This is a genomic window from Parafrankia sp. EUN1f (assembly GCF_000177675.1).
Lineage (GTDB): Bacteria > Actinomycetota > Actinomycetes > Frankiales > Frankiaceae > Parafrankia.
Genome location: NZ_ADGX01000153.1, coordinates 1 through 20,227, shown reverse-complemented (window position 1 = coordinate 20,227; position 20,227 = coordinate 1). Strand labels below are relative to the sequence as shown.

General features: G+C 70.2%; 16 protein-coding genes and 1 tRNA gene. 8 read left to right on the top strand and 9 right to left on the bottom strand.

Annotated elements, in window-relative coordinates:
• Window positions 1–320, bottom strand: a 320-nt coding sequence (locus tag FREUN1FDRAFT_RS31055; protein ID WP_006544283.1) for a transposase domain-containing protein, incomplete at its 3' end; no start/stop codon positions are given.
• A gap of 433 nt (window positions 321–753) precedes the next feature.
• Here FREUN1FDRAFT_RS31055 and FREUN1FDRAFT_RS31050 point away from each other — a divergent pair.
• Both FREUN1FDRAFT_RS31050 and FREUN1FDRAFT_RS31045 read left to right on the top strand, forming a co-directional pair.
• The gene (locus FREUN1FDRAFT_RS31050; RefSeq protein ID WP_006544282.1) at window positions 754–1,374 is read left to right on the top strand and encodes a TetR/AcrR family transcriptional regulator; all 621 of its coding nucleotides are present in this window, start codon (window positions 754–756) and stop codon (window positions 1,372–1,374) included.
• Window positions 1,375–1,707: 333 nt separating this feature from the next.
• A complete protein-coding gene (locus FREUN1FDRAFT_RS31045) occupies window positions 1,708–3,711 on the top strand; it encodes an ABC transporter ATP-binding protein (RefSeq protein WP_006544280.1) in 2,004 nt (667 codons plus the stop codon).
• Between the two features lie 46 nt (window positions 3,712–3,757).
• Here FREUN1FDRAFT_RS31045 and FREUN1FDRAFT_RS31040 read toward each other — a convergent pair.
• Window positions 3,758–3,831 (bottom strand) — tRNA-Met (locus FREUN1FDRAFT_RS31040).
• A gap of 292 nt (window positions 3,832–4,123) precedes the next feature.
• Window positions 4,124–7,111 carry a UPF0182 family protein gene (locus tag FREUN1FDRAFT_RS31035; protein WP_006544279.1) on the bottom strand — a complete coding sequence of 996 codons (2,988 nt, stop codon included), beginning with the start codon at window positions 7,109–7,111 and terminating at the stop codon, window positions 4,124–4,126.
• A 90-nt stretch (window positions 7,112–7,201) separates the two neighbouring features.
• Here FREUN1FDRAFT_RS31035 and FREUN1FDRAFT_RS31030 point away from each other — a divergent pair, with 90 nt between their 5' ends.
• Window positions 7,202–7,708 (top strand): PPA1309 family protein, encoded by a 507-nt coding sequence (locus FREUN1FDRAFT_RS31030; protein WP_006544278.1) that lies wholly within the window; start codon window positions 7,202–7,204, stop codon window positions 7,706–7,708.
• A 137-nt stretch (window positions 7,709–7,845) separates the two neighbouring features.
• Here the strand turns inward: FREUN1FDRAFT_RS31030 and FREUN1FDRAFT_RS31025 are convergent, their stop codons facing one another.
• From FREUN1FDRAFT_RS31025 to FREUN1FDRAFT_RS31015, 3 genes are all read right to left on the bottom strand, one after another.
• Window positions 7,846–8,895, bottom strand: a complete 1,050-nt coding sequence (locus FREUN1FDRAFT_RS31025) for a PDZ domain-containing protein (RefSeq protein WP_006544277.1) — start codon at window positions 8,893–8,895, stop codon at window positions 7,846–7,848.
• Window positions 8,896–9,125: 230 nt separating this feature from the next.
• Window positions 9,126–9,422 carry a hypothetical protein gene (locus FREUN1FDRAFT_RS31020; RefSeq protein ID WP_006544276.1) on the bottom strand — a complete coding sequence of 99 codons (297 nt, stop codon included), beginning with the start codon at window positions 9,420–9,422 and terminating at the stop codon, window positions 9,126–9,128.
• 59 nt (window positions 9,423–9,481) lie between these two features.
• Complete coding sequence (locus FREUN1FDRAFT_RS31015) at window positions 9,482–9,952, bottom strand: molybdenum cofactor biosynthesis protein MoaE (RefSeq protein WP_006544275.1); 471 nt, start codon at window positions 9,950–9,952, stop codon at window positions 9,482–9,484.
• Between the two features lie 99 nt (window positions 9,953–10,051).
• On the opposite strand from FREUN1FDRAFT_RS31015, the gene FREUN1FDRAFT_RS31010 reads away from it, so the two are divergent.
• The 3 genes from FREUN1FDRAFT_RS31010 to FREUN1FDRAFT_RS31000 all read left to right on the top strand — a co-directional run bounded on the left by FREUN1FDRAFT_RS31010 (window position 10,052) and on the right by FREUN1FDRAFT_RS31000 (window position 15,403).
• Window positions 10,052–11,410 (top strand): zinc-dependent metalloprotease, encoded by a 1,359-nt coding sequence (locus tag FREUN1FDRAFT_RS31010; protein WP_006544274.1) that lies wholly within the window; start codon window positions 10,052–10,054, stop codon window positions 11,408–11,410.
• Window positions 11,411–12,597: 1,187 nt separating this feature from the next.
• Entirely contained in the window at window positions 12,598–13,788 is a 1,191-nt protein-coding gene (locus FREUN1FDRAFT_RS31005; RefSeq protein ID WP_006544273.1) for a ThiF family adenylyltransferase, read from the top strand.
• Between the two features lie 55 nt (window positions 13,789–13,843).
• Window positions 13,844–15,403 (top strand): AarF/ABC1/UbiB kinase family protein, encoded by a 1,560-nt coding sequence (locus tag FREUN1FDRAFT_RS31000; protein ID WP_006544272.1) that lies wholly within the window; start codon window positions 13,844–13,846, stop codon window positions 15,401–15,403.
• Window positions 15,404–15,520: 117 nt separating this feature from the next.
• On the opposite strand, the gene FREUN1FDRAFT_RS30995 is transcribed toward FREUN1FDRAFT_RS31000, so the two are convergent.
• The 3 genes from FREUN1FDRAFT_RS30995 to FREUN1FDRAFT_RS30985 form a co-directional block, all read right to left on the bottom strand.
• Complete coding sequence (locus tag FREUN1FDRAFT_RS30995) at window positions 15,521–15,814, bottom strand: WhiB family transcriptional regulator (protein WP_035954849.1); 294 nt, start codon at window positions 15,812–15,814, stop codon at window positions 15,521–15,523.
• A 159-nt stretch (window positions 15,815–15,973) separates the two neighbouring features.
• Window positions 15,974–16,300, bottom strand: a complete 327-nt coding sequence (locus FREUN1FDRAFT_RS30990) for a hypothetical protein (protein WP_006544270.1) — start codon at window positions 16,298–16,300, stop codon at window positions 15,974–15,976.
• A 204-nt stretch (window positions 16,301–16,504) separates the two neighbouring features.
• The gene (locus FREUN1FDRAFT_RS30985) at window positions 16,505–18,769 is read right to left on the bottom strand and encodes an ATP-dependent DNA helicase UvrD2 (RefSeq protein WP_006544269.1); all 2,265 of its coding nucleotides are present in this window, start codon (window positions 18,767–18,769) and stop codon (window positions 16,505–16,507) included.
• Between the two features lie 291 nt (window positions 18,770–19,060).
• Here FREUN1FDRAFT_RS30985 and FREUN1FDRAFT_RS30980 point away from each other — a divergent pair, with 291 nt between their 5' ends.
• Both FREUN1FDRAFT_RS30980 and FREUN1FDRAFT_RS30975 read left to right on the top strand, forming a co-directional pair.
• A complete protein-coding gene (locus tag FREUN1FDRAFT_RS30980; RefSeq protein ID WP_006544268.1) occupies window positions 19,061–19,300 on the top strand; it encodes a mycoredoxin in 240 nt (79 codons plus the stop codon).
• 113 nt (window positions 19,301–19,413) lie between these two features.
• On the top strand, window positions 19,414–20,227 hold an 814-nt coding region (locus FREUN1FDRAFT_RS30975; protein WP_006544267.1), incomplete at its 3' end, for a GAF domain-containing protein.

Here is a 20,227-nt window from a genome sequence, read left to right as displayed (position 1 = left end):
CGGCGCAGGTCCCGCAGCGCCTTCTCCGAAGGCGTGACCAGCACCAGGCCGGGCAGGTCCCGCAGCCCGGCCACGAGCTTGTCCCACACACGGGCGTACCCCAGATGCCCGTACAGGCCCAGCGCGAGAACGAAGTACATCCCGACCCGGCTGGGTAGATCACGCACCCGCTGCTGCACACGGCCGGTTTCCGTCAGCACGGCATCGACCAGCTCGAACGGCGCGTGCTGGGTCAGTTCACCCAGATGCCCGGGCGCGAACACCCCCTCGGCGACCGTGAGGGAACGCGTCAGACAGACCGTGGGACACTGAGCAGGCAACGGGACCTCTGGCAGCAGGCGGATCTTGGCGGATCTCCTACCTACCAGCGGTCCCGTTGCGCGTTCACCACCAGCACCACGACACGCCGACGTCCCTTGACAGCCACCAACCACGCCTAACTACGCGGCCTTGGATCTTCCGAGCTGTAGTTACGGGCTGCCGTTCCTGGCGCGGCGAAGCTGTCTGCGCGGGCGAGCAGCTTCACCGGCACGGTGCCGGTACGACATCGTGCCGACCCCAACACCGGCACTGCCGCCAGCACCGACACCGACACCGGCACTGCCGTGGCCGAGGTCGGTCGCGCCGGCCCACCAGCTTCGGCGGCAGCCGGGCGCAACACCCCGTCCTGAAACTAACGCCGGTTTCAGCTGTGGCGAGAAAATTCGTAGACTTCACCTCGGCGCGACACAGCGGCAGCGAGGGGTGACAACCGTGGCCACAACCCGGAAGGGGCAGCGGACCGAGGCCGCGTTCCTCGACGCCGCACGCCAGGTCTTCGCGGAGAAGGGCTACTTCAACGCCAAGATCAACGACATCGCCCAGGCCGCGAACCGCTCCTCCGCCTCGTTCTACAACTACTACGAGAACAAGGAGGAGATCCTCGACGCGCTGCTGGGCGAGTTCTCCCACGAGATCGTCGCGGGCGCGCAGTTCGGAAAGGGCGCGGACCCGCTGGACACCATCCGCGGCTCCGTCCAGGCTTACTGGCACTCCTACCGCAAGTACCTCGCCGAGATGATCGGCCTGTTCCAGATGTCGATGACCGATCCGGCCTACACGCAGCGCTGGCGGGAGAACCGCGCGGCGGGCATCCAGGGCGTCATCGCGGTCAACAAGGCGGTGGAGAAGGCCGGCCATCCGATCAGGCTGGATCACGCCACCCTCGCCTCCGCTCTCGTCTCGATGCTCGAGGCGTTCTGCTGGACGTGGCTGGTCGCCGGTGGGGAGGCCGGCGTCGCCGCCCCGGACGACGAGACCGCGATCGAGACTCTCAGCGCCATGTGGTACCGCACGGTCTTCTTCCACTCCGAGAACGCCAGCCCGACGAACTGAGGATCGTGGACACCAGAGCCAGGACCAGGACCAGGCCCGTGTAGCAGAGTCCCGAGATGTGGCGGATCCGGCCCCCGACATCGACCCGGCGGTCCGTGAGCACCAGCAATTCACAACAAGAGGCATAAAAGGGGCGCAAGAAGGCTGGCAACTCGTGCCCCAACCGGCCATCGCCCGGATGGCAGCCGCGTTCGTTCATGGAGCGTGAACCTCGCCCGCACGACCCGACTACCGATCTTGACCGGGCATCGGCGCCAGCGCGCGGACCTCGCGGAATGTCGTCCCGGTAATTAATCAGATGCGGAGAACCGGTACCCGCGCCACTGTTTCGGAATGGCCGCCACGTCCACACCCCCGCCCGCCGTCGCGGTCGATTCGACGGGCGCGGCGGGCACCGTCCGTCCGCCGACGTCGGCGGACGGACCATCACCCACCGCGTCTCGTCGCCGCCATCCCGGGCTGCATTCGTTTTTCGCCCATATCCATGGTTATCGCCGGCGCGCGGCGGCGGTTCTGCTCGTGTTCGTCCTGTCGAACGCACTGCTCGCCGTGGTACCTGCCGTTGTCGGCAGGTTTGTCACGGCCCTCACCGGGACGTCGGTCGACCACTCGACGGCTTTCGGCTGGGCCGCCGTGCTGATCGGCGCCAGCGTGGGCCACGACCTGCTCTACCGCGGCGGCGAGCTGCTGTGGGTGCGGCTGCTTCTTCCCCGCGGCTACGAGTACGAGGACCTCGTCTTCGCCAAGGTGATCAACCAGCCGTATCCCTATTTCGTCGGCACGTTCACCGGCAAGATCAGCAGCTACGTCACGACACTCGGCCGGGAGTACCGCCAGTTCCTGGACGCGGTGTACTGGCAGTACTGCGAGGAGATCGTCCGGGTCCCGGTACTCGTCGCGATCATGTTCACCGTCAACCTCCCCACCGGCTGCGTGTTCGCCGGCGGCCTGCTGCTGATGATCTTCCTCGGTCGCGCGATGGTGGCGCAGGTGGCGGCCCGTGAGCGGGCGTCCGCCGACACCTCCTCGGACCTGGAGGGCCACGTCATCGACGTCATCGCGAATTTCGTCGCGGTGAAGTCGTTCGGGCGGGAACGCGCCGAGAACCACGGGGTGCGCACCAGACGGCGCGGGGTGGCCCGGGCCGCGGCGTCCTCCTACCGGTGGAACCTCGTCTACTTCGCGTCGATGAGTGTTGTGGTCCGGTATGTGCTCTGGCCGGCGACGGTGCTCTTCAACCTGCACCTGTACCTCGACGGCGAGCTGACCCTCGGCCAGTTCGCGACCTTCCTGGCCGCGCTGATGGCGTTCTCCGACTACATCTGGGCGACGGTCTGGATCGTCTCCCAGATGAACCTGCAGTTCGCCCGAGTCGAGGAGGCCTACCGGTATCTCTTCGGCGACCGCGACATCGTCCGCGAGGCCCGCGAGAATCACGAAGACCGTGAGGATCACGAGGACCGCGCCGTCCGCGAAGACCTGGAAGACCACAAGCACCAGGAAGACCATGACGAGCCACGGCTGCTGGCGGCGCCGGTCGCCACGTACACCCACGTGCTGCGCCTCGACGACCTGTGCTTCGCCTACCCGGACGACCCCGACCGGCCGGTCCTGCGGGGCATCACCCTCGACATCGCCCGCAACGAGAAGATCGGGGTGGTCGGCCAGAGCGGCAGCGGCAAGTCGACCCTGCTGAAGCTGCTGCTCGGCTACTACCCGCTGCCGACGGGCACCCTGCTCCTGGACGGATCACCGATCGACGACCGCCAGCTCGCCCGGCTCATCTCCTACGTGCCGCAGGACGTCACCCTGTTCCACCGCTCGATCCGGGAGAACATCATCTACGGCACTGCCGCCACGGCGACCCCCGACGAGGTGGTGGCGGCGGCGCGTCGGGCCCACGCCCACGAGTTCATCGTCGCCACCAGGGAGGGGTACGAGACCCTGGTGGGCGAACGGGGCATCCGGCTGTCCACCGGGCAGCGACAGCGCATCGCCCTGGCCCGGGCGTTCCTCAACCCGGCGCCGATCCTCGTGCTCGACGAGGCGACCAGCGCGCTGGACAGCGAGAGCGAGCGGCTCGTCCAGGACGCGCTGGAGGACCTGTGGGCCACCCGGACGGTGATCGCCATCGCCCATCGGCTGTCGACCCTGCTGACGATGGACCGGATCGTGGTCCTGGACGGCGGGCGGATCGCGGAGCAGGGCACCCACGACGAGCTGCTCGCGGCGGGCGGGCTGTACAACCACCTGTGGTGCCGGCAGAGCGGCGGGCTGATCGGTTCTTTATCACCCACAGAACCAGTTAGGCAAAACCGGCAAACAACTCACAAATGAAATTTCCCCTCAGAGAACTTTCTCTCTGAGGGGAAATTTCGCTTTGTAGCGGGGGCAGGATTTGAACCTGCGACCTCTGGGTTATGAGCCCAGCGAGCTACCGAGCTGCTCCACCCCGCGTCGGTGTGTCTTTACTATACAGGGACGATGAGGCCGGGTGTCAAATCGGTGGCCCCACCAGTTTTTCCGCCTGCAGCAGAGGGGACTCGGCGCTCCGTGCTCCCCATGTGTCCGCGGGCCCCGGGCGGGGCGGTCGGCCGCGGTCACCGACCCGGACCGATCGTCCGGACCGTAGCCGGACGATCGTCCGGACCGCCGCCGGACCGATCGTCGGCGTGACCACAGCCGCGACGGGCTCCACCGCCGTCGCCGTGGCCGCGGGAGCCACGGGGACCGAGGGGCCGCGGGGGCCCTAGCCCGGCGAGGGCGAGGGCGAAGCCGCGGCGGGCGACGGCGACGCGGCGCCCGTGCCTGGTGACGCGCTCGCTCCCGGCGTGGCCGCCCCGCCCGTCGCCCCCACCGACGGCGCCGGCGTGGGCGTGGCGGTCGACTGCGCGGTCAGTGCCCGCAGCCGGTTGAGCGCGGCCTGCAGGTCCTGCTGGGCCTTGCCGTAGGCGGTGAAGTCCGGCGGGCTCTTCGCCAGCGCCTTCTCACCGGCCTGGTAGGCGCCTTCGGCGGCGGCGACCGCGCTCGCCAGGTCGCCGCCGGGCGTGGTCGTCGTGGTTCCCGACCCCGTTCCGGACTCCCCGGTCGTCGACGGCGCCGCCGAGGTGCCCGCGCCCGCGGCGCGGTCACCTGCACCGGCACCGAAGAGGTCGTTGAGCGCGTCGGCCAGCGTCGATCCGAAACCGACCTCTTCACCGAAGGCCACGGCCACACCCTGCAGGATCGGGTAGCCGGTCGAGCCCCGGGCCTGCACGTAGTACGGCTGCACGTACAGCAGGCCGTCGGCCACCGGAAGCGTCAGCAGGTTGCCCTCGATCGTCTGCGAGCCCTGGCCCCGCCAGAGGGTCAGTGTGCTGGTGACGTCGGCGTTGGCCTCGATGGCATCACGCACCTGCACCGGCCCGTTGATGGTGGCGCCCGGTGGCAGCTGCAACAGCGTGAACTTCCCGTAGTTGTCCGAGTCCATCGACACCGCCATGTAGGCGGCGAGCTTGGACGACCGGGCCGAGATCAAGGGTGAGGTCAGGTTGTACGACGGCTTGGCCCGGCCGGGAAGCTGGCTGTAGACGTAGAACGGCGGCTGCGGCTTGCCGGTGTCGTCCGGGGACTCCGACACCTCCCAGAAGTCCTCCTGGGAGTAGAAGTCCCGCGCGTTGTCCACGTGGTAACTGCCGATGAGGTCCCGCTGGACCTTGAAGAGGTCCTCCGGATAGCGCAGGTGCTCCTTCAGGGAGTCCGAGATCTCGCTCTTCGGGCGCACCGTGTCGGGGAAGGCCTTCATCCAGGTCCGCAGCACCGGGTCCTGCTCGTCCCACGCGTACAGGGTGACCGTCCCGTTGTAGGCGTCCACCGTCGCCTTCACCGAGTTCCGGATGTAGTTCACCTTGTTTTCCGGCTGCTGGGTGCGGTTGCGGCTCTGCGCCGTCACAGAGTCGGCCGTCACGTCACCGAAGGTCACCCGGGCCGAGTAGGGGTAGGCGTCGGACGTCGTGTAGCCGTCGAGGATCCAGGTGACCCGCCCGTCGACCACCGCCGGGTAGGGGTCTCCGTCGAGGGTGAGCCAGGGCGCCACCTTGCTGACCCGGTCCCGCGGGTTGCGCTCGTAGAGGATGCGGGAATCGCCGGTGATGTCGCTGGAGAGCATGATGTTCGGCTCCCCGAAACGGAGCGCGAACAGCGCGCGCCGGAAGCTGGAACCGATCGAGACGCCGCCGTCGCCGTCGTAGCTGGTCGTGAGCTGGGTGTCCCCCGGGCCCGGGCCGTCGATCTCCGCCTGGCGGGTGCCGACGATCGAGTACTCCGGCGACATCTCGCCGAAGTAGATCCGGCTCTCCTTGACGCCGAGGTCACCGCGCTCAGGCAGGTCGAACTGGTTGAAGGCGGGAAGCCCGCTGTTGGCGGTGTTGGACGGCGCCGAGACGAAGCCCCGGCCGTGGGTGTACGTCAGATGTTCGTTGATCCAGTTGCGCTGGTCGTCACTCAGGCCGGCCTGGTTCAGCTCCCGAACCGACACGACGTAGTCCCGAGTCGTGGGCTTCCCGTTCTCCGTCGTCGTGTATCGGTCGACGTCGAGCGTCTGCGGGAAGCCGTAGTAGGCGCGCATCTGCTGGCGCTGCTGGAACGTGGGGGACATCTTGTTCGGGTCCAACAGACGGATGTTCGGCACCGTTCCGGTGTCGGCGGCGATCTCCTCCGCGTTGGCGTCCGTGCTGGCCGGATAGGAGACCGGTTCGACGTCCTGGATGCCGTAGGCGGATCTGGTCGCGCCGATGTTGCGGGTGATGTACGGCTCCTCGCGGGAGGCCTCGTTCGGCTTGACCTGGAACTGCTGCACGATCGCCGGGTAGATCCCGCCGATGACCACCGAGGAGAGCACGAGGATGCCCGCGCCGAGCAGGGGGAGCGTCCAGCCCCGCTGGAAGATGTTGTAGATGAACAGCACGGCGCAGGCCAGCGAGATGAACAGCAGGATCAGCTTCGCCGGCAGCACCGCGTGGACGTCGGTGTAGGAGGCACCGGTGGCCACACCGCGGGACGAGAACACCAGGCCGAAACGGTCCAGGTAGTAGGCCCACGCCTTGAGCAGCGCGAGCAGCCCGAGCAGCACCGAGATGTGCGCCTTCGCCGCCGGGGCGACCCGGTCCCGGGGGGACTGCAGCCGAATGCCACCGAACAGGTAGTGCGTCAGTACCGCGACCAGCAGCGAAAGCAGCACCGCGGTGAGGAGGAAGGCCAGCAGGAAACGCTGGAACGGATAGGTGAACGTGTAGTAGCTGATGTCCCGGTGGAACTGCGCGTCGACCTCGCCGAACGGCTCGCGGTTGATCCACAGCAGCCAGGTTCGCCACCGGCTGGACGCGGACAGCCCGGCGAGGAGGCCGAACACCGCCGAGACCGCCAGCAGAACGGGGAGCATGTACGGCTCGATCGCCACCCGGTAGCGCTCAAGGCTCTGTTGTTCGGCCGACAGGTCACTCGGCGGACGCAACCTGTAGGCGAGTACTATGTTCGTTCCCACGGCAATGGCCATCACCGCGCCGAAGAGCCCGAACAGAAGTATTCGCGTGAATACCACGGTTTTGAAGACGTTACTGAAGTCCACCGAGCGGTAGAACAGAAGATCGGTGTAGAGGCGGGTCGAAACACCACCCACGATGATCAGGACCAGGACGACCAGCACCGGCACGAGCACGCGCATCCGTGTCAGTAGTGGCCTGCGACTGGTACCTGCCACGAGCTCCTCCGTCCGTTCCTGGCACTGCTGCCCGGCCTACCAGGGCAACCTACGCCAGCCGTGTTCGGCTAGATCCGAGAGGATGGGTCGGTGACCACTCCGAGCATCACCGAGTTGACCTCCGTCGTCCTGGAGGTCGAACGACACGTCGCCGAGCTGGGGTGGGACCAGCCGAGCCAGGTCTACGCACTCGCGGACACTTCCGAGCTGCTCATGCGTGAACCGGGCCTGGCCCCCCATATCGGCGACGCTCCACCAGGTTCACTAACGCCGGTGGAGCAGGAACCGCTCCCCCCGGGGCGGCTCGACGAAGTCCTGGCTGGCATCGGCTGGCCGCCGGAGGTCCTCGGCTGCGTCCTCGTCACCGAGCTCGTCGTGCTGCCGCCGAGCGCGGAGGCCGAAGTTCCCTACGACGAGCGCGACATCGAGCACTGGGCCGCCAACCATCCGGAGCGCCAGGACGTCCGCCTCGCGGTCGGTGTCACCAGGGCGGGGATGCACGCCTCCTGCCTGCGGGTACGCGGGGACGACGAGCTGGTCATCGACCCCGATCTGGCCGACAACCTCGTCGACGGGCTGCTGGACACCTTCCGGTAGACGCGCACGGGGGCACGGCCGGACGGGGCGGCAGGGCGGGTGCGCGCGGCGCTCCCGCCCATCTGCCTGCTCCTCGCGCTGCCTGCTCCTCGCGCCCGCCTGCCTGCCCTCGGCCTCTCGGCCGCCCGGCTTCTCGCCTACCGCTCGGCCGGGCAGGAGGGCACCGCGGTCGAGTCGGGGTCCTTCTGCAGGGTCTTCAGCGCGTCGAGTGCGTCGGACAGGCTTGCCACCTGCACGAGCCGCAGGTCCGGCTTCATCCGGACCGCGTCCACACAGTTCTCCTTCGGCACCAGGAAGACGGAGGCTCCCGCCTGCTCGGCGCCGAGGATCTTCTGCTGGATGCCGCCGATGGGACCGACCTCGCCGGAGCTCTCGATGGTCCCGGTGCCCGCGATCGTCTTCCCATTGGTCAGCGGGCCCGGCGTGAGCAGGTCCACGATGCCGAGCGCGAACATCAGGCCCGCGCTGGGACCGCCGATGTCGGAGATCCGGATGCGCACCGTGAACGGGTAGGAGACCTTCAGGTTCGTCGTCACGCCGATCATCGGGCGCTTGGCGTCGTCGGTGGCGGGCCTCGTTGTGATCTTCGCGGTCGCCGCCCGGCCGTCCCGGCGGTAGGTCACCTCGACGACGTCACCGGGCTTGCTCCGGCCGACCAGCTCCTTCAGGCTCTCCTGGTCGGTGACCTTCGCTGCGCCGACCGCGGTGATGACGTCGCCGGAACGCAGCAGGCCGGAGGCCGGCGAGCCGGACGGCACGTCGTGCACCACGACCTCCTGCCCGGTCGGCTTGATGCCGAGCTCGCTGAGCGCCGCCGCGGTGGCCTGGTCCTGGGACTCGAGCATCGCCTGGGTGTTCTCCTGGCGGATCTCCTCCTGGCTGGTACCCGGCGGGCGCACCAGCTCGCTCGGAACGACCGCGCGGTCGGACGCGACCCAGTCCTGCAGCGCTCCCAGCAGGTTGAGGCGGGGGGTCTCCTCGACGGTCGTCAGATCGAGGCTCCCCGAGGTCGGGTAGGTCTCCCGGCCGTCGATCTCGATCAACGGAGCCCCGTCGACCTTGCCGAGCGTGTCCGTCACCGGCCCCGGCGCGAAGGTCACGTACGGGACCGGCAACCACAGGCCGACCACCGCGAGGATGAGCGTCAGCACCGACGCAACGAAGAGTGTCTGCGTGCGGCGGCCCATGCCCGCAGTCTACGTAGATCGCCGGCACCGGTTCGAAATCCGGTCTCCGACCGCCGGGCCGCGCCCACGAGACGACCGTTCCCGCGGCCCGGCCAGCCGTACCCGCAGGCAGGCCCGTACCTCGGCCGAACGCGGACACCCGCGGAGACAGGAAAGGGGCGGTCACCCCCGCACACACGGGTGTGACCGCCCCTCAACCACGACGCGCAGAGCCGGCAACCTGCCCGAGCTCAGGCATTTCCTCCTGCTTCGCCCTCGGCGACGGCCCCGACAGCCTCGGCCGGGCCACCATCCGCGGGACGCGCGGCGGGGACCGGAACCGTGACGGGCAGAGTGGTCACCGAGGACGACCCAGAGGTGGTGGAGATCTTGTGGGCAGCCGGGATGGGACGGGCGAGGGCCGCCAGGCTGCGGCGGTAACCCTCGATGGTGATCATGGCTTCGGAGGTGCGATCAGGTCGGCTGCGCAGCGTGAACCAGGCCAGAGCCAGGAGCACCGCGACTGGTGGGATCAGCAAGAACCACATGGCGGCCTCGACGTCGAGACGGGGAAGGTAGATGACCTACATCTATCCTAGGTGCCCACTCAGCAGGCGCCCACCCATTCGGACGAGCCGTCCGCGAATCCCTGCCGCTTCCAGATCGGCACCTGTTCCTTCACATCGTCGATGAGGCGCCGGCAGGCACCCAGCGCCTCCGCCCGGTGCGCGGCGCCCGCCGCGACGACGACGGCGATGTCCCCGATCTCGAGGCGGCCCGTCCGGTGCAGCACCGCGATCGCCCGAACGCCGAGGTCAGCGCCCACCTCGGCGGCGACCCGAGCGAGTTCCCGGGCCGCGGTGGGATGTGCGCTGTACTCCAGGTCACCCACCGACCGGCCGTGGTCGTGATCTCGCACCGTGCCGATGAACAGCCCGATTCCGCCCACCTCCGGCAGCCGCACAGCAGCGAGACATTCATCCACAGACAGTGGGTTTTCCCGCATCTCGGCGAGAACCACGACGCCGGATGACGCACCGTCGACAACGGGAACTGGATCCGAGAAGGTGACATCCACCCCCCGACGGTAACGTCCCACCGGCTCCGTTTCACCGGGCGGCGGGAAAACGCACTACCGTGGGTTCATGTCTCCACGGAACGTCCACGGGTCCCCGCGATGAGCGGCGGCCTCCCCTTCGGCTTCGGCCCGACGCCGGGCGGTGACCCGAACCGCCCCTCCGGCAGCGGCGCCCCGTTCTTCGCCGAGCTCGAACGCCTTCTTTCGTGGCAGGGCGGTCCGGTCAACTGGGAGCTCGCACGCCAGGTCGCGGTGCGGACCCTGGGCAGTACCGACCGGGCTGTGCGCCCCGCCGAGGTCGGCGAGGTGGAGAACGCTCTGCGTATCGCCGACGTGTGGCTCGACCCGGTGACCACGCTTCCCTCCGGCGCCACCACGGCCGCCGCGTGGTCGCGTGAGAAGTGGATCGAGGCAACCATGCCGGTCTGGCAGACGCTGTGCGACCCGGTCGCGAGCAAGGTCGTCGAGGCCATGCGCACCGGGATCTCGTCCGGCCTGAGCCAGCTCGGCGGCGGCGACCTGCCACCCGAGCTCGCGGGCGCGCTGCCGCCCGGCGTCGACCTCGGCCGGCTGATGGGTGCCGGCGGGCCGGTCATGCAGATGATGAACCAGGTTGGCGGAATGCTCTTCGGGGCCCAGGTAGGCCAGGCCATCGGCTCGCTGGCCACCGAGGTGGTCAGCTCCACCGAGGTCGGCCTGCCACTCGGCCCGGCGGGCACGGCGGCGCTGCTGCCGGCGAACGTGGCGGCCTTCGGGCAGGGCCTCGGCGTGTCGGACGAGGAGGTCCGCATCTACCTCGCGCTGCGCGAGGCGGCCTCGAACCGGCTGTACGCGCACGTCCCGTGGCTGCGCTCGCACGTGCTCGGCGCCGTCGAGGAGTACGCGCGCGGTATCGCCGTCGACCCCGAAGCCGTCGGCCGGGTGATGCGGATGATCGACCCGACCACGCTGATGAACCCCGAACGGCTCACCGAGGCACTCGGTGAGGACGTCTTCGCCGACGCCGACACGCCGGAACAAAAGGCGGCGCTGGCGCGGCTGGAGCTCATCCTCGCGCTCATCGAGGGCTGGGTGGACCACGTCGCGGACACCGCCGCGCGGGAGCACCTGCCCTCCGCGGTGAAGCTGCGCGAGATGGTCCGCAGGCGGCGGGCCGAGGGTGGCCCCGGCGAGCAGATCTTCGCCACCCTGGTCGGGCTTTCGCTGCGACCCCGCCGGCTACGCGAGGCCGCGGCGCTCTGGGAGGCACTGGGCGAGGCTCGCGGCCACGACGGGCGGGACGCCGTCTGGGCCCACCCGGACCTGCTGCCGAGCGCCGCCGACCTCACCGACCCCGCCGCTTTCGTCGCCGGCACCACGCCCGGGTCCGAGGTCGACATCATGGCCGAAATCGAGAAACTCAACGGAGGATCTCCGGAGGATGGCACGCCACCAACCTCCGACGACGCCGGATCCTGACCCACCCACCGGACACCGTGAGCCGCCACGAGGCCACACGAATTGACCTGCATGGCGAATCGGTCGTAGCTTGACGTCGCGGGCCCTCGGGTATGCGGGGCGCCTCCGGAAGGGGAAGCCGGAGGCTCCACGTTCACCCCGGGGGCCCGTTTACGTTCGGCGGAGATCTCCTTCACGTTCAGCCGAAACACCGTTCGCGCCCGACGGAGTTCCCGTTCGCGTTCGCGTTCGCGTTCGCGTCCCGTTCGCGTTCGCGTCCCGTTCGCGTTCGCGGCGCCGCGGCCTGTGGGCATCGCCGGGTAGTCCGCGGTTCGGGCCACCGCTGCTGCCGAGCAAGGCCTGAGGATCCCGGTCGCCACCGCTTGTCACAGAATCCCGAGAAGCGGCGAATCCGGGGCCGCCGAGTCCTCGTCGAAGGCGCCCGCTGCCCCACGACCCGCGGCCCCACGACCCGCGGAGCCCGCCGCGGAATCCCGAGCCTCGGGCTTCCGCGGCCGTCGCTGCTCCTGAGCAAGAAATGAGGATTTTGGCGCCTGCGGCAACCGAAATCCTCACTTCTTGCGGATTGACAATTGACTCTATGTCCCCTTTTCCCAATTGACGTGAATTGCTGGCGCTGTGCGGCGGAGCGGGATCCCAGGCGGGGCGGCGTGCGGCGGGTGGCCACGGACCACAGGGCAATGTCGACGAGGACTCCTCGACCGGGCGGGCCGCACCCACCATCCGCATGGTCCTCCGAGACTCCGTCACCGACACGCTCCGGGCCGCGGGCTACCGCCACAGCCCCGAAGGGCACGCACATCGCCCACGTGTCGGCTACCACCCGCGCCTGACCTCCACTGCGGCCCGGCGCGGCAGACCCGCCAGGCCGACGAGCCAGCCTGGTCCGACACCCTTCGAACAGGACGCGATCATGCAAAAGCCCTGGCCACACGCCTGAATGGACAAAGGCAAGGGTCGGGGATGCCTCAGTTCCGGATCGGCGATGGAAAAGGCGCAATTTCCACCAGCATCGAACGCTTACCCGAATCACCGTTTCGGTGCCACGGCCCGCCGGGCGAATCCAAACAAGAACGGTCTGTCCACAGGCGCGGCGGACAACCACTCGGAGCGCCTTCCTCATGTCATCGTGAACGGGTCCCACCAGCCGCCGGCCTGAGCTCGCCGGCTGACGCAAGGAGGATCCCGTGCGCCCGGTCCTCAAAGCCGGTCTCCGTCGGCTCTGGCGAGACAGCACCACCCTGCAGATCGGCGTCGATCCCCTGCGCGCCGTCATTCTCACCGATGTCGGGCCGGCCGACCTGTCCGCGCTGAACACGTTGGGATCGCCGGGCCCGGAGCTGGAGCTGGGCGGCGGCGACGCCCGTGATCCGACCGCCCGCACGATGATCGAGATACTTGCGCAGGCCGGGCTGATCGACGACGCCGCCGACAGCGGGCCGGCGCCCGTCAGCGATGGTGACCACGACCGGTTCGATCCGGACCTGGCCGCGCTCTCGCTGTCGAGCTTCGGCGTGAGGGTGCCCCGGTCTGCGCTGCACCGACGACGCCGGGCCCGGGTCTGCGTGCGGGGTGCCGGGCGGATCGGAGCACAGATCGCGACCCTGCTCGCGGCCGCGGGAGTCGGCCAGATCCTGGTGGACGATCCAGGTCCCACGTCGGCGGCCGACGTCGCGCCCGGTGGGCTGCGGCTCGACGACATCGGCCGGCCCCGCTCACTGGCGGCAGATACGGCGGTGCGGCGGGCCACCAACCGGCGGGATCCGACTTGCCGCCAGCCGACAAGCCGGCCGATGCGCTCCGCGAATGTCGAGCCGCTTCGCCCCGATCTGGTTCTCCTGGCCCCGGTGGGGCTTCCAGTCGTCCATCCCGACGAGTGCCTGCGTCTGGAGCGGGCCGGCGTCCCTCATCTGCTGGCGGGTGTCCGCGAGACGACGGGGATCATCGGGCCTCTGATCGTGCCGGGCGTCACCTCCTGCCTGCACTGTCAGCACCTGCACCGCGACGCCCGCGACTCCGACTGGCTCATCCTCGCGATGCAGATGATCCGCCCACCCGAGCACGGCGCAGACCCCTGCGAGATCTCGCTGGCGACCCTGGTCGCCGCGATCACCGCCATGCAGGCGCTCGACTTCCTCGACCTGACCACGGCAGCCAGCGACCGCCCCCGCCAGCTGCCCACCGCCGCCAACGGCACTCTGGAGATCGCCCGAACCGATCTGCGGATCCGGCGCCGCACCTGGCCACTCCATCCTGAGTGCCCCTGCCGCACCGCGCGCAACGCGGCCGGGTCACCACCACAGGAACACGCCATCTCACCCGAAGTGCTCGAGACCGCCATCGACCGCCAGCAGCTCGCCACGGGCAGCACGCGGTGAGGGCGTCTATCGCGAGGTTGACACAACAGCCCGCGGAAGAGGGCACGATGGAGCGGTGTCCGACATCCCGCGGCGGGCGGTCGTCCGCACCGCCAAGCTCGCGACCCTCCCGATCGGCATGGCCGGCCGGGCGACCCTCGGCGTCGGAAAACGCCTGGGGGGCAGACCCGCCGAAGCTGTGGCCAGCGAGCTGCAGCAGCGTACGGCAGGGCAGATCTTCCGCGTCCTCGGGGAGCTCAAGGGCGGGGCCATGAAGCTGGGCCAGGCACTGTCCGTCTTCGAGGCGGCGCTGCCGGAGGAGGTCGCCGGTCCCTACCGGGCGGCCCTCACCAAACTCCAGGAGGCCGCGCCACCGCTACCCGCGGCAACCGTGCACGGGGTCCTGAGCGCAGAGCTCGGCCCCGACTGGAGGTCGTTGTTCACCAGCTTCGACGACACGCCAGCCGCCGCGGCCAGCATCGGGCAGGTGCACCGCGCGGTGTGGGCGGCGGACGGAACCGACGTCGCCGTAAAGATCCAGTATCCGGGGGCCGGGGACGCGCTGCTGTCCGATCTCAACCAGCTCGGTCGCGCCGCCCGCCTCTTCGGGGCGATCACACCGGGCCTGGACATCAAGCCACTGGTCGCCGAGCTGAAGGCACGTATCGCCGAAGAGCTCGACTACCGGCTCGAAGCCGCCTGGCAGCGGGCGTTCGCGCAGGCCTACGCGGGCGATCCGGACATCGTCATCCCCCGCCCCATCGCCGGCGCCGACCGGGTTCTGGTCAGCGAATGGATCGACGGTGTGCCGCTGTCCACCGTGATCGAACGAGGCACACCCGAGGAGCGGGACCGGGCCGGGCTGCTGCTCGTGCGTTTTCTCTACTCGTGCCCCGGCCGAGCCGGGCTGCTCCACGCCGACCCACACCCGGGGAACTTCCGGTTGCTTCCCGACGGGCGCCTGGGCGTCCTCGACTTCGGAGCGGTCAACCGCCTGCCGGACGGGCTGCCCGAGCCCATCGGCCGACTGGCCCGGATGGCCCTCGCCGGCAATGCGGAGGCCGTCGCCGAAGGGCTGCTCGTCGAGGGTTTCATCCCGGCCAGCGCCAGCATTCCCGCCGACGACCTGCTGGGCTATCTGGCCCCCATGCTCGCCCCGATCGCGGCGGAGGAGTTCACCTTCTCCCGGGAATGGCTGCGTGGTGAGGCCCTGCGGCTCGGGGACTGGCGGTCCTCGGCGGCCCAGCTCGGCCGTCAGCTCAACCTGCCGCCGTCCTACCTGCTGATCCACCGGGTCACCCTCGGTGCGATCGGCATCCTCTGCCAGCTCGGCAGCACCGGTCCGTTCCGGGCCGAGATGGAGCGCTGGCAGCCGGGCTTCGCACCGCCGCGCACCGCGGCGGCCCGGCACGCCGCGGCTGCCAACCGTCCAGGTCGCCGCCTGCCCAGGCTCGACGTCGAGGACGAGGCGGGTGTCATCCGGGCCCGGCCCGGCCCGGTCGTGCTCGCCCCGGCACAGCGTGGAAGCCGCTCCCGGAGCCGGATCCGCCCACCCGAGCAGGCCGGGCCCGTCGAGCCGAGCCGGCCCCCACGGCAGCGCCGACCGGCCCGTGAGCCCCAGGCCAACCGCGACTGACCGACACCGTCCAGGCCATCGGCATGAAGCGCCGCAACGCCTTGGGGCGGGGCACCGGAGATCCGGCGCCCCGCCCCAAGGTCACTATGTAGCCGTAGCCGCAAGGCCCTTGCTCGGTCAGGCCGCGACGTTCTTGCGCGGCCTCCCCCGAGGACGCTTGCGCGGGACCACGCGGCCGGTCACGACGAGTTCGCCGCCCCAGACACCCCACGGTTCCGCCCGATCGATCGCGGCGGACAGGCAGGCATGGCGCACGGGGCAGTCCACGCAGACGGACTTGGCGGACTCGACGTCCGCCGGGGATTCGGCGAAGAAAAGCTCGGGGTCCACGTCCCAGCAGGGCAGGACGAGACGCTCCCGCTCGATCCGGGAATCGATCGAGGGGTCGAACACCGGGGTCACCTCCGACATTGGCGGTTAGTTCCGATCGGTTGCTCGGTCTTGCGTCCATCGACGACGGTCAGGATCAGACCTCCGGAGTGGTAGCTGGCACGCGATTCGACCCGGGAGAAACAGAAAGGCCGCGGATCCTGTCGGATCCGCGGCCTCGGAAGTCACTCCGGTTCGGCGCTAGGCCGGGAGTGGATCCGGGACGGGGCCCGACTGATCGAGAAAACGCGTGGCGGCTGTGCCTGCCTGACGTGCTGCTGCGGCGGCGACTTGATGATCCGAACGGCCATTCGTGACGACGGCACCCGTCAGGGCACCGTGAGCCGAGACACGGCTCACCACGAAATCGCCGCCGAGGACACCGCGACCGGCACAGCGGGAGCCTTTCGGCTCCCGGGCACCGAGCCACATGACCGTGTCAGCAAGCCGGGCAGCGGGCGTATAGAGGACGCCGACGATGGGCGGCCACATACGCGTGCGCACGGAAGCCATGATGATCATTCTCATCGTGACCTCCTTCGCGACTCCGCCGAACCCGACCGGACCGGCTCCTACTCGCAGCGCACTGATCGCGCTCCGGTGTTCACGGACAACGGTAGGAGCAGTCACCGGCGCTGACAACCTATTTTTGGAGTGATCTCACAGACTCGTTCAGCCACAGCAAGGATCGAAGCCGCCCCGGCGTGTCACTGTTGGCGCTGGTATCAGCACTCAGCGCCGCGACCCGGGTGGTGCGGTGTCGGCGACCAGCGCGAGGACGTCCTCGCCGTACCGGTCGAGCTTGCTCTGCCCGATGCCGGGCAGAGCCACGAGATCCGCGACGGTCGCGGGGCGACGCTGGGCGATCAGCCGCAGTGTCGCGTCGGTCAGCACGACGAATGCAGGCGCTCCCTGCTCCTTCGCCCGTTGCGCCCGCCACGCGCACAACCGCTCGAACAGCTCCGCGTCCACCTGCCCCGGGCATGTCTCGCAGCGTCCGATCCGGGCCCGCGCACCGGCCAGCGACCGCCCGCAGACATGGCACTGCACGCTCTGCCGACCGCGCGGGCGCCCGGTGCCGCCGCCAACGGATTCCCCGCCGCCCCTCCGCTCCCCCGCGGCCGCGGATCCGTGTCCGGCCCCGTGTCCGGATCCGGACACGGCGGCATCACCGGGCGCGCGGGTCGCCGCCGTTCGGGAGGAGCCCCGGGTGCCGCCCGCCGTGGCCGCCGCCCGACGCAGGTCGTCCAGGAACCGTGACGGCCGCCGGGAGCGGCGGGCCCCCTCGGCCCGTGCCAGCGACCACGACAGCGCCAGGTGGACCCGCGCCCGGGTGATGCCCACGTAGAGCAGCCGGCGTTCCTCCGCGATCTGCTCGTCGGTCTGGGCGTGCACGATGGGCAGCGTTCCCTCGACCAGGCCGACCAGGAACACCGCGTCCCATTCGAGCCCCTTGGCCGCGTGCAGGGAGGCGAGCGTGACGCCCTGCACCGTCGGGGTGTGCTGGTTTGCGGCGCGTTCGGCCAGGTCCGCGACGAACACCTCCAGATCGGCGTCGGGGCGGGCGGCCTCGAGGTCGATGGCGAGCCGGTGCAGTGCCGCCAGGTTCTCCCACCGCTCGCGGTCCGCGCCACGCCCCGCGGGAGCGGCACCCGGCTGCCAGCCCAACGCCCCCAGCCCGTCGGCGACCGCGTCACCGAGCCCGCCGGGGCGGTCCGGCTCCGCGGAGCGGACCGCCGCGCGCAGCATCCGCACGGCCGCGGTGACCTCGGGTCGCTCGAAGAACTTCTCACCGCCGCGCAGCAGGTAGGGGATGTCTGCCCGCGCCAGCGCCGTCTCGTACGCCTCGGACTGCGCGTTGATCCGATAGAGCACCGCGATGTCGCTGGCCGCCACACCCGTGGCCAGCAGCCCGCGGATACGCCTGGCGACGCCCGCCGCCTCCTCGGGCTCGCTGTCGGCCTCCAGCCAGGTGGGCGCCGGGCCCGCCGGGCGCATGGCGACAAGCCGCCCCCGGGGCCCGGGCGGCGCCGCGGCCGACCCGGACGACCCGGCCAACCCGGACGACGCCGCCGACCCGGCGGACGCGGCTGCCGGAGGAGCACCGTCCAGCAGGCCGTTCGCCAGCGCCACCACCTGTGGGGTGGAGCGATAGTCCCGGACCAGCCGCACGACCGTGGCGGTCGGGAAACGCCGCGGGAAATCCAGCAGGTGGCGCGCGCTGGCCCCGGTGAACGAGTAGATGGTCTGGTGCTCGTCGCCGACGACGCACAGACTGTCGCGATCGCCCAGCCAGGCGTCGAGGACCCGCTGCTGGAGCGGGTTGACGTCCTGGTACTCGTCCACGACGAAGTGGCGGTAGCGGGAGCGCAGCTCGGCCGCGACCCAGCTGTGCTCCTCGATCACGGCCGCGGTCAGCAGCAGGAGATCGTCGAAGTCGAGGACACCGGCCTCCCCCTTGACGTCCTCGTAGGCCTCGTAGAGGCGGGCCACGACATCGGGCGCGTACGAGCCCTCCCGCCCGTGCTCGGCGGCGGCGTGGACGTAGTCGGCGGGCGCGACCATCATCGACTTCGCCCATTCGACCTCGGCGGCCAGATCGCGCAGCTCGGCGCGGTCCGGGCGCAGCCGGGCCCGGTTCGCCGCGCGGACGAGCAGCGGAACGCGGCTCTTCTCCAGCCTCGGCAGTGCCACCCCGGCGACCTTCGGCCAGAAGTAGCTCAGGTGCCGCAGCGCGGCCGCGTGGAAGGTGCGGGCCTGGACGCCGTCGGCTCCCATCAGCCGCAGCCGCCCGCGCAGCTCGGCCGCGGCCCGGTTCGTGAAGGTCACCGCGAGAATCTGCCCCGCGCCGACCTCCCGCTGCGTCACCAGGTGCGCGATCCGGTGTGTGATGGTCCGGGTCTTGCCCGTGCCGGCGCCCGCGAGAATGCAGACCGGGCCGATCGGCGCGAGCACAGCGGCGAGCTGCTCGGGGTCGAGACCCGCGCCCGGCTCCACACCCGGGTTCGGCTCCGCACCAGCGCCGGCACCCGGCTCCGCGCCCGCGCTCGGTTCCGCCTCGGCGGCCTTCTTCCCGCCCGGCCTGCGCGCCGGCGTCGGAGGGCGCGTGGGCGCTGACGCCCCGCGACGGTTCGGGCGAGTGGCTGATCCTGACATCAACCGACACGGTAGTCGCGGCCCGGCCCGACACGCCGGACCGGGAAGCAATGCCGCCACGACCGGGTTATGCGGTTGGTCGGCGATCGGACGACAAAACCTTTACCGGACGGATGCGACGGAGGCCTCGCTGTGATCACGATGTACACCACTCCCTGGTGTGGCTACTGCGTTCGACTGAAGGGCCAGCTCGACCGCGCGGGCGTGGAGTACGTGACGATCGACATCGAGCAGGACCCGACAGCCGAGCAACTCGTCCGCAATGCAAACAACGGCAACGCGACCGTGCCGACCGTGGTCTTCACCGATGGGACGGTGATGACCAACCCGTCCCTCCGCCAGGTCACCGAGAAAGTCGCTTCTGCCGCATAACGGATACGCAGGGCGACAACACTGCGGGAGTTCACGCCTTCCCGACGCGCACACGGCCGGCTCTTGGGACGGTGTCCGTCACTGCCCGTGAACTTTGTGGGAGAGTTCGGCCTGTGTCGTCAGCACCTTCAGGACTCCCGTGGAGCACGGTCGACGCCGCGCTGAGAGCCACGCACGCACTCCACCAGATGGAGCAGGCGTGCCTCATCGCGGTGTCGGGGACCCAGGCCGTCTACCTACGGGTGAGTGGGCCGATCCCCGAGCTGGTTGCCGGGCTGAGAGTTCCGCGTGCCCGGTGTCTACCTGCCCGAATGCTGGATGGGGCCGCCGCCGCGGGGTCCCGGGCCGACCAGGACCCGGCCCTGGCCGACACCGTCGAGGTGGAGCGGTTCGGCGTCCACAGCCATGTCTCGATGCCCCTCGTCGGGCCGGACGGCGCGGTGCTCGGCATCATCACCGGTCTGGACCGGTCATCGATCGCCATCCCGCCGGAATCACTCGGAGTACTACGGGCAATCGCGGACAGTCTGGGAGCGTCGGACGCACTACGGGACCAACTGACCCGCGAGGCCCGCTTCGAGGTTGCTGCCAGTAACGGCTCCGAAGGTGCCCAGCCCAGCGTGAGTGCCCAGCCCGGCGCGAGCGCCGTGCCTGCCGCCGTCGCCGCGCCCGGAAGCGGCGAAGCGTCCGGAACGGGCGATACACGAGGAACCGGCGATGTTCCCGGAGGCGGCCAGCTGCCGACGGCGCCCGGCGAGGCCGGGCCAGGGCAGGAAGGCGGCCAGCCAGGCCCCGGTACGCGCCGCGACGGACCACATCCCGGGCACCCTGAGCCGTCGCCGGAATCAGCTGCAGGCAACGGGCCCCGGGTGACCCCCGAAGTTCTCGCCCGCGCCCCGCGCCCCGGCCCCGCCGCCCGGCCGGGCG